We start from the raw sequence: 8,244 nt of genomic DNA on the forward strand, positions 1-8,244 counted from the left end.
CGGTATGAGCTTTTCCATTAGCCGGTTGGCGGTTCCGGTCGGCAACGACACCGCCAACCGGCTAATGGAAAAGCTCATACCGCGCGTCGAAAGCCTGAAGGTCGGCCCGTCGACGGATTCGTCCGCCGATTTCGGCCCGCTGGTGACGGCGCAGGCGCTGGAGCGCGTCAAGGGCTATGTCGATATCGGCGTCAGGGAAGGCGCCAAGCTCGTCGTCGACGGTCGCGGCTTTACGATGCAGGGCTACGAGAATGGCTACTATATGGGCGGCTGCCTGTTCGACAATGTGACGGCCGACATGCGCATCTACAAGGAAGAGATCTTCGGGCCGGTGCTCTCGGTGGTGCGCGCGCCGACCTATGAGAACGCCATCAAGCTCGCCAACGATCACGAGATGGGCAATGGCGTCGCCATCTTCACCCGCGACGGCGATGCCGCGCGTGACTTCGCCTCGCGTGTTCAGGTCGGCATGGTCGGCGTTAACGTGCCGATCCCGGTGCCGATCGCCTACTACACCTTCGGTGGCTGGAAGGCGTCGTCCTTCGGCGATCTCAACCAGCACGGCCCGGATGCGTTCCGCTTCTACACCAAGACCAAAACGGTCACCTCGCGCTGGCCGTCCGGCATCAAGGACGGCGCCGAGTTCGTCATCCCGACGATGAACTGACCGGACGTCTCCTGGTTTGCGCGTCCTCGCCGCGATGCGGCTGCGGGCGCGCGGCAGGCATCAAGGACGGCGCCGAGTTCGTCGTCCCGACGATGAACTGATCCAGGAATCGGGAGATGATCAGAGGAAGGCCCGGGTCGTATCCGGGCCTTTTTCGGATTTTTGCCGATACGCTTGTTCGCGAATCTACAAAGTGGATGGAACCAAGCGGGTGCCCTCCGTCTTAGCCTATATCCCTGCCAAGGTGCAGGCCAATCAAACAGCGCCGGTTGCAGCCGGGGTTCTCGTCTGGCGCGAGGAGGTGTCAGATGGCACGATATCTCGTGGCAACGACGGTCGTTGCCGCCGCCGCGATGTTCGCGGCAGCCGGCCAGTCAAACGCGGCCGGGCAATGCGCGGCGCGGACCGACATCATCAAGGCGCTGGGCGAGAAGTTCCATGAAAGCGAGACCGCGCGCGGCCTGGTCAACCGCAGCGTCATCCTCGAGGTTTTCGTTTCCGAACAGGGCACCTGGACCATCCTGGCAACCGACACGCACGGGCTGAGTTGCGTTATTTCGGCCGGGGAAGGCTGGGACCATACAACGCAAGTGGCCGCGCTGCCGGGTACCTGAGCACGCTTCTGCTTTGCTAGCATTAGAATCGGCAAGCGCCTGACGAGGCACCCGCTTGCGCTTTGCCGTTGCCGTCACCATATATGGAACATAATGGGAACATCCAGAAGTTCCCATTAGTGGCAGACCGGAACGCAGAAAGGAACGACGCGATGATGACGTCGGAACCGGCCTGGGTGGCTCCGGCAAAATGAGGCTGTCTCCTTTTGCCGGGACGCGATGGCAAAAGGAGGTGCCCCATGGCACGCAAGTCCTTTTTGGGTTGGGTGAGAAACCTGGTCCTCGCCGGCGCGCTGGCGATGGGTACGAACAGCTCGGGCGCTCAATACCAGCACTGTGTCAAGCATAGCGCTCTGGTTGCCCATCTAAGCGAGAATTTCCAGGAACGGCAGTTTGCCTTCGGGTTGATCGGCCAGGTCGCGATCATGGAAGTGTTCGTCGGCCAGAGCGGAACCTGGACCATCATCGTCACCGACGTCGACGGCACGAGCTGCATCATCGCGGCCGGCAACAGTTGGGAAAGCGTGGCTGCGCCGACCGGCCATGACGCGCGATACTGAGATCGGGAGCGCTCAGCGCGTGGCGGCGACCTCCGCATGGCCGCGCAGCAACGCCATCAGGCGCTTGGCATCCTTGGCGGCGGCTTCCTCGTCGCCGGCGAGGATCGAGCGGATCAGCGCGACGTGGTGCTCGGCCGATTCGGCAAGGCCGGTATCCGACTTGTAGCGGAACCAGAAACGTCGGCTGTGCGTCTGCAGGGGCGCCGCCACCCGCGCGGCGAAGGGGTTGTCGGCGGCCAGCGCGAGTGCCTCGTCGAGCGCCTTGTCGGCCTGGATGAAGGCCAGCACATTGCCCGAGATGACCGCCTTCTGCATGGCAAGCGCGGCGTCATGAAACAGGTCCGCCGCCTCGCGGGTGACGAAGCGGGCGGCCGAACGCGCCAGCACCACCTCGACGCCACGCCTGGCATCGATCACGCGCAGCCAGTCTCCGGGATGAAGCGGCGCGATCGCGATGCCGGCGCGGGGCCTGACGTCGAGCAGACCCTCCCAGGCCAGACGCTGGATCGCCTCGCGCACCGGCGTGCGGCCGAGCCCGAGACGCTCGATCAGCGCGCCCTCGGTGACGAAGCTCGCCGGCGCCAGCTCGAGCGTGACGATCATATGCTCGAGCGCGCGATAGGCCTTCGCAGCCGCGGGCTCGAAATGAGATATATCTTCCAACAGAGCCATCGCGTCTCCTGATATATTTTCCATATATCATAACGGATTCCGCATTGACAGACCGTTTCTTACTAGATATATCACTGATATATCAGATTGGAGACGCTGCCATGTGGACTGGAGTTTTTCCCGCCGTCACGAGCAAATTCACCGAGGACGACCGTCTCGATCATGCCGAAATGGAGCGCTGCTACGCGCTGCAGATGGAGGCCGGCTGCGACGGCATCATCGTCTGCGGCTCGCTCGGCGAAGGGCCGATGCTGTCGCATGACGAGAAGATCGAGGTGCTCAAGACGGCGCAGAAGGTCGCCGGAGGGAAGCCGGTGCTGCTCACCGTGAACGAGCCCGGCACCCGCGAGGCGGCAAGCATCGCGCGCCGTGCCGGGCAGGCCGGGGCCAGCGGGCTGATGGTGGTTCCCAGCCCGATCTACCATACCGACCCGGAAGAGACGGTCGCCGCCCTGCGCGCCGTGGCCGATGCCGGCGACCTGCCGGTCATGATCTACTCGAACCGGCTGGCGTACCGGGTCGACGTCACAGTCGACCAGATGGAGGAGCTGGCGTCCGACGCGCGCTTCGTCGCCATCAAGGAATCCTCCGACGACATCCGTCGCTCGACGGAGATCATCAACCGGCTCGGCGACCGCTACGATCTGTTCACTGGCGTCGACAATCTTGCCTTCGAGGCACTGTCGGTCGGGGCCGTCGGCTGGGTGGCGGGGCTGGTCACCGCCTTCCCGCGCGAGACGGTGGCGATCTACCAGCTGATGAAGCAGGGCCGGCGCGAGGAGGCGCTCGAGATCTATCGCTGGTTCCGGCCGCTGCTCGACCTCGATGTCTCGACCTATCTGGTCCAAAACATCAAGCTTGCTGAAGTGCTGGCGATCGATACCAATGATCGCGTTCGGATGCCGCGCCGGCCGCTGTCGGGCGAGCGCCGCAAGGCGGTGGAAAAGATCGTTCGGGATGCGTTGGCAGTGCGGCCGAAACTGCCGGCGCTGCAGGCGTCTCCTCGATCGCCGGACAAGCTGGTGGCAGCCGAATAGAGGAATAGCATTCGCGTGCAGGAAAATTCCGATGAGACCGAGGAGGGGCGCCGCCCCTCATCCGCCCTTCGGGCACCTTCTCCCCGTGAACGGGGAGAAGGTGAAGACATCGCCATCATCGGCGGCGGTATCATCGGCATCTGCGCCGCCACCTATCTCGCCGAGGCCGGGCGCAACGTCACGATCTTCGATCGGACGGGCATCTGCGAGGAAACGAGCTCGGGCAATGCCGCCGCCTTCGCCTTCACCGACGTGCTGCCGCTGGCGCACAAGGGCATGATCCGGCAATTGCCGAAATGGCTTGCCGATCCGCTCGGCCCGCTCAGCATCCCGCCGGCCTATCTGCCGAAGCTGCTGCCATGGTTGGTCCGCTTTTGGCGCGCCGGGCGCGGCGACCGCTACGAGACGAGCCTCGCCGCACAGGCCGCGATGATGAGGCTTGCCGAAGCGGAGTGGATGGGTCTGCTCGACCGCTCTGGCACGAGGCCAATGCTACGCGAGGACGGCTCGCTGGAACTCTACGAGAGCGAGGCCGAGTTCCACGCCTCGCTGTCCGGCTGGGCGGCGCGTGAGCGCTACGGCATCGGCTTCAGCCATGTCGACGGTGCGGATCTCGCTGCGCTGCAGCCCGGCCTTTCGCCGCGCTTCATCAAGGGCACCTTCGTGCCGGGCTGGAAAACGGTCGCCGACCCCAGGCTGCTCGGCAAGGCGGTCTGGGCCCATGCCGAACGGCTTGGCGCCCGCTTCGGGCACGCACGCGTCGAGCGGATCGAGGCCGGAGCGGATGGCGCGACGATCGTGCTTGCCGACGGCACGACCCGGAGGGCAAACCAACTCGTCATCGCCGCGGGCGCATGGTCGCATCTTTTGGCCAGGGACGTCGGCGAGCACATCCCGCTGGAGACCGAGCGCGGCTACAACACGACGCTCCCCGTGTCGGCCTTCGACGTGAAGCGGCAGCTGATCTTCTCCGGGCACGGCTTCGTCATCACGCCGCTGGAAACGGGCGTGCGCGTCGGCGGCGCCGTCGAACTCGGCGGCATCGAGCGCCCGCCCAATTTCGCGCGGTCGAAGGCCATGCTGGAAAAGGCCAGGCGTTTCCTGCCGGGGCTCGATCCGTCCGGCGGGCGCGAATGGATGGGGTATCGCCCATCGCTGCCGGATTCGCTGCCCGTCATCGGCCGGGCGCGCGCGCCGAACATTTTCTACGCTTTCGGTCACGGCCACCTCGGCCTGACGCAGGCAGCGGCAACCGGGCGCTTGATCCGCGATCTCGTTCTCGGTCAGACTCCGCCCGTCGATCTCGCCCCCTTCGGCCCGCAGCGGTTTTGAACAGTCTTCTTGTCTTGACGCAATTCCGGACGGAAGGTTACGGCGAAGGCGCCGAACTTAACCGCTTCACACTTTTCCTGAAATTGCTCTAGGAAGCATCATGGCCAAAAAAACCTTCACCTGCATCGACGGCCATACCTGCGGCAATCCGGTCAGGCTGGTCGCCGGCGGCGGTCCGTTGCTCGAGGGCAAGACGATGATGGAGCGGCGGGCGCATTTCCTCGCCGAATATGACTGGATCCGCACCGGGCTGATGTTCGAGCCGCGCGGCCATGATGTGATGTCGGGCTCCATCCTCTACCCGCCGACGCGCGAGGACTGCGACATCGCCATCCTGTTCATCGAGACCTCGGGTTGCCTGCCGATGTGCGGCCACGGCACCATCGGCACCGTCACAATGGCGATCGAGCATGGGCTGGTGACGCCGAAGACACCGGGCGTGCTGCGGTTGGACACGCCGGCCGGCCTGGTCGTCGCGGAGTACAAACAGGTCGGCGAGTATGTCGAGGAGGTGCGCATCACCAACGTGCCGTCCTTCCTCTACGCGGAAGGCCTGACGGTCGAATGCCCCGGCCTCGGCGAGATCAGCGTCGACGTCGCCTATGGCGGCAATTTCTACGCCATCGTCGAGCCGCAGGCGAACTATCGCGACATGGCCGACCATTCGGCCGGCGACCTCATCGCCTGGAGCCCGGTTGTGCGGCAGCGGCTCAACGAGAAGTACTCCTTCGTGCATCCGGAAAGCCCCGGCATCAACCGGCTGTCGCACATGCTGTGGACCGGCAAGCCAACCAATCCGGAAGCCGATGCGCGCAATGCCGTGTTCTATGGCGACAAGGCGATAGACCGCTCGCCTTGCGGCACCGGCACCTCGGCGCGCATGGCGCAGCTGCACGCCAAGGGCAAGCTCAAGGTCGGCGACAGCTTTGTCCACGAATCGATCATCGGCTCGCTGTTCAAGGGCAGGGTCGAAAAGGAAGTCGTCGTCGCGGACAAGCCGGCGATCGTCCCTTCGATCGGCGGCTGGGCGCGGATGACCGGGTTGAACACCATCTTCATCGACGACCGCGATCCGTTCGCGCACGGGTTCATCGTCACGTGACGCCGTCGCTGCTCGAGGGCGTCAGGCTTCCTCGCCGTTCGTCGAGACCTGATCGCGGAACCAGTCGGCGAAGGTGATTTCGGCGGCCGAGGGTTGCGCCGACATCGTCAGGTAGTAGCCTTTGTCCTTGTCGGTCGCGATGTCGGAGACGACGACGAGATCGCCGCGCCGCAGTTCCTCGCGAAAAACCTCGATCGGGCAAAGCGCGACGCCGTGGCCGGCGATGACGGCCGTCGCCAATATGTTGAAATCGGCGAAGACGGGCCCGTTGCCGACATCGGCCCCGGCCATGCCGGATTGCGAGAACCATTCGCGCCAGCCGTGACGCGTCTCGTCATGCAAAAGCTCCGCCGCGGCAATCTCCGCCGGCGACCCGAGCCGGCCCTTGCGCGCCAGATAATGCGGGCTGCAGGCGGGCCGGCTTATGCGGGAAAAGAGCTTGAGGCTGGTGGCCTTGGGAGACGGGTCCGCGCCGAGCGTGATCAGGATGTCGTTGTCATCGTCTTCGAGTCGGTCCTCGGCCTTTGCATAGGCGACGCGGATCGCAATCTCGGGGTGACGCGCGGTGAAGTCCGGCAGGCGCGGCACCAGCCATCGGCTGGCAATGGATGGAATGCAGCCCACGGACAGCGATGCGACGGCCGCGTTTCTGCGGATGCGCCGGCAAGCGGCCGCAAGGTCGGAGAGCGCCGCGTTCGCCGAGGCCTGCAGGCTGAGGCCGGCATCGGTCAAGCGAACCTTGCGGGCATCCCGGTGGAACAGGGGCACGCCCAACCATTCCTCCAGCCGCCTGATCTGATGGCTGATCGCTGGATGGGTGACATGCAGCTCCTCGCCGGCGGCCGAGAAGCTGAGATGGCGCGCGGCGGCCTCGAAAGCGCGGATGGCGTTCAGCGGCAGATAGTCCATCTGTAAATTATTCTAATGCATCCAATGAAATTCGATCATTTGAAACCCGCCTCGGGTCGCGACATTCTGAAGGCTGCTTCGAATGCTGATCCAGAAAATAACAGCCAAAACAGCGCGAAGCCAGGTCAATCCGCCGTCGTCGTCGTTCCACGCCTTTCATAGAGAGAGAATGCCATGTTCACCAGGCAATTGGCCGATGTAGAAAAAACTGACTTCTTCGTCGACTGGGGCAACGGCACCAGCCACCGGCTGCTGACCCAGAGGGACGGCATGGGATTCACCGTCTGTCATACCGTGGTGCGGGCAGGGAGCGAGTCGCGCCTGCAATACCGGCGGCATCTCGAAGCCTGCTATTGCATTTCCGGCAGCGGCGAAGTCGAGGACATGTCCGGCGCCATCCATCGCATTGAGCCCGGAACCATCTACGTGCTCGATGCGCACGACGATCACTATCTGCGCGCCGACGGCGCTGGCGACATGGTGCTGGTCAGCGTCTTCAATCCGCCGCTCAACGGCACTGAACGGCACAGTCTGAGTGGCGAAGGCGGCTCCGCCTACTGAATTTCGCGCCCGGAACCACCACGGCGAGCAGGGCCGCTGGGGCACGCCGGCTCGCCGTCACATAAGTGTCATATCAGAAGAATCCCGAACGCTGTAGAAGGAGCGGATGCGCGAAACGCACGACTATCGGTGGCGCAAGAAATCTTCTCATCACCTAATCTTGACGGCGATTTCTTCGAAACTACGCGCATCATGCGGCTGAATCGTCAAAGACATTGCGTTATGCCAATGATAGGGTCCGCGATAGTCCAGGGGTCGGATAGCGAAAAACGGGCAATCGGACGGCGTGCTTCCAAAACACGCGAGGCGATTGAAAAATCACGTTGCAATCCGGGCTCGAAACTTTACGACTAGGGGAAATACGAAAAGGGAGTGCGACCCGGAAGCGGGCGACATTCCAGGGGAGCCACGGCAGTATGCAATACTTCGTCCAGCAGCTTATCAACGGGCTGACGCTGGGATCGATCTATGGGCTGATCGCGATCGGCTACACGATGGTCTACGGCATCATCGGCATGATCAATTTCGCCCATGGCGACATCTTCATGGTCGGGGCCTTCACCGCCCTCATCGTCTTCCTCATTCTCGGCGCGCTGTTTTATTCGGTGCCGGTCGTCATCGCGCTCCTGATCATGATGATCGTGGCGATGCTGTTGACCAGTCTCTACAACTGGACGATCGAGAAGGTGGCTTACCGACCGCTGCGCGGATCGTTCCGGCTGGCGCCGCTGATCACCGCGATCGGCATGTCGATCGCGCTGTCGAATTTCGTCCAGGTGACGCAAGGCCC

General features: G+C 63.7%; 10 protein-coding genes and 1 pseudogene. 9 read left to right on the forward strand and 2 right to left on the reverse strand.

The genetic code is table 11. The features are described from left to right. The 3 genes from EN781_RS18645 to EN781_RS18655 form a co-directional block, all read left to right on the forward strand. On the forward strand, positions 1-667 hold a 667-nt coding region (locus EN781_RS18645; RefSeq protein ID WP_127400220.1), incomplete at its 5' end, for an aldehyde dehydrogenase family protein. A 308-nt stretch (positions 668-975) separates the two neighbouring features. Beyond that, positions 976-1,281, forward strand: coding sequence for a hypothetical protein (locus EN781_RS18650; protein WP_126057813.1), 306 nt, complete (start codon positions 976-978; stop codon positions 1,279-1,281). Between the two features lie 239 nt (positions 1,282-1,520). Next, positions 1,521-1,841: a hypothetical protein gene (locus EN781_RS18655; protein WP_126057814.1), complete on the forward strand. Its 321-nt coding sequence runs from the start codon at positions 1,521-1,523 to the stop codon at positions 1,839-1,841. A gap of 12 nt (positions 1,842-1,853) precedes the next feature. Here the strand turns inward: EN781_RS18655 and EN781_RS18660 are convergent, their stop codons facing one another. Then, positions 1,854-2,513 carry a GntR family transcriptional regulator gene (locus EN781_RS18660; protein WP_126057815.1) on the reverse strand — a complete coding sequence of 220 codons (660 nt, stop codon included), beginning with the start codon at positions 2,511-2,513 and terminating at the stop codon, positions 1,854-1,856. A gap of 101 nt (positions 2,514-2,614) precedes the next feature. Between EN781_RS18660 and EN781_RS18665 the strand changes: the two genes are divergently transcribed. From EN781_RS18665 to EN781_RS18675, 3 genes are all read left to right on the forward strand, one after another. Beyond that, positions 2,615-3,550, forward strand: coding sequence for a dihydrodipicolinate synthase family protein (locus tag EN781_RS18665; protein ID WP_126057816.1), 936 nt, complete (start codon positions 2,615-2,617; stop codon positions 3,548-3,550). A gap of 15 nt (positions 3,551-3,565) precedes the next feature. Then, positions 3,566-4,882: an FAD-dependent oxidoreductase gene (locus EN781_RS18670; RefSeq protein WP_126057817.1), complete on the forward strand. Its 1,317-nt coding sequence runs from the start codon at positions 3,566-3,568 to the stop codon at positions 4,880-4,882. Positions 4,883-4,982: 100 nt separating this feature from the next. Next, positions 4,983-5,984: a 4-hydroxyproline epimerase gene (locus EN781_RS18675; protein WP_126057818.1), complete on the forward strand. Its 1,002-nt coding sequence runs from the start codon at positions 4,983-4,985 to the stop codon at positions 5,982-5,984. A gap of 21 nt (positions 5,985-6,005) precedes the next feature. Here EN781_RS18675 and EN781_RS18680 read toward each other — a convergent pair whose 3' ends face one another. Continuing rightward, positions 6,006-6,893, reverse strand: coding sequence for a LysR substrate-binding domain-containing protein (locus tag EN781_RS18680; protein ID WP_126057819.1), 888 nt, complete (start codon positions 6,891-6,893; stop codon positions 6,006-6,008). Between the two features lie 24 nt (positions 6,894-6,917). On the opposite strand from EN781_RS18680, the gene EN781_RS34820 reads away from it, so the two are divergent. From EN781_RS34820 to EN781_RS18690, 3 genes and pseudogenes are all read left to right on the forward strand, one after another. Next, positions 6,918-7,055, forward strand: a complete 138-nt coding sequence (locus EN781_RS34820) for a hypothetical protein (protein ID WP_210213482.1) — start codon at positions 6,918-6,920, stop codon at positions 7,053-7,055. Between the two features lie 12 nt (positions 7,056-7,067). Then, a complete protein-coding gene (locus EN781_RS18685; protein ID WP_126057820.1) occupies positions 7,068-7,454 on the forward strand; it encodes an ectoine synthase in 387 nt (128 codons plus the stop codon). A gap of 416 nt (positions 7,455-7,870) precedes the next feature. Further along, a pseudogene (locus tag EN781_RS18690) lies at positions 7,871-8,244 on the forward strand (branched-chain amino acid ABC transporter permease LivH); the annotation flags it as partial.

The sequence above is a fragment of the Mesorhizobium sp. M4A.F.Ca.ET.090.04.2.1 genome, assembly GCF_003999085.1.
Classification (GTDB): Bacteria; Pseudomonadota; Alphaproteobacteria; order Rhizobiales; family Rhizobiaceae; genus Mesorhizobium.

What these genes read in the sequence shown, in the direction of transcription:
- EN781_RS18650 (WP_126057813.1), top strand. Translation starts at nt 976, where the DNA reads ATGGCACGATATCTCGTGGCAACGACGGTCGTTGCCGCCGCCGCGATG.
- EN781_RS18655 (WP_126057814.1), top strand. Translation starts at nt 1,521, where the DNA reads ATGGCACGCAAGTCCTTTTTGGGTTGGGTGAGAAACCTGGTCCTCGCC.
- EN781_RS18660 (WP_126057815.1), bottom strand. Translation starts at nt 2,513, where the DNA reads ATGGCTCTGTTGGAAGATATATCTCATTTCGAGCCCGCGGCTGCGAAG.
- EN781_RS18665 (WP_126057816.1), top strand. Translation starts at nt 2,615, where the DNA reads ATGTGGACTGGAGTTTTTCCCGCCGTCACGAGCAAATTCACCGAGGAC.
- EN781_RS18675 (WP_126057818.1), top strand. Translation starts at nt 4,983, where the DNA reads ATGGCCAAAAAAACCTTCACCTGCATCGACGGCCATACCTGCGGCAAT.
- EN781_RS18680 (WP_126057819.1), bottom strand. Translation starts at nt 6,893, where the DNA reads ATGGACTATCTGCCGCTGAACGCCATCCGCGCTTTCGAGGCCGCCGCG.
- EN781_RS34820 (WP_210213482.1), top strand. Translation starts at nt 6,918, where the DNA reads ATGAAATTCGATCATTTGAAACCCGCCTCGGGTCGCGACATTCTGAAG.
- EN781_RS18685 (WP_126057820.1), top strand. Translation starts at nt 7,068, where the DNA reads ATGTTCACCAGGCAATTGGCCGATGTAGAAAAAACTGACTTCTTCGTC.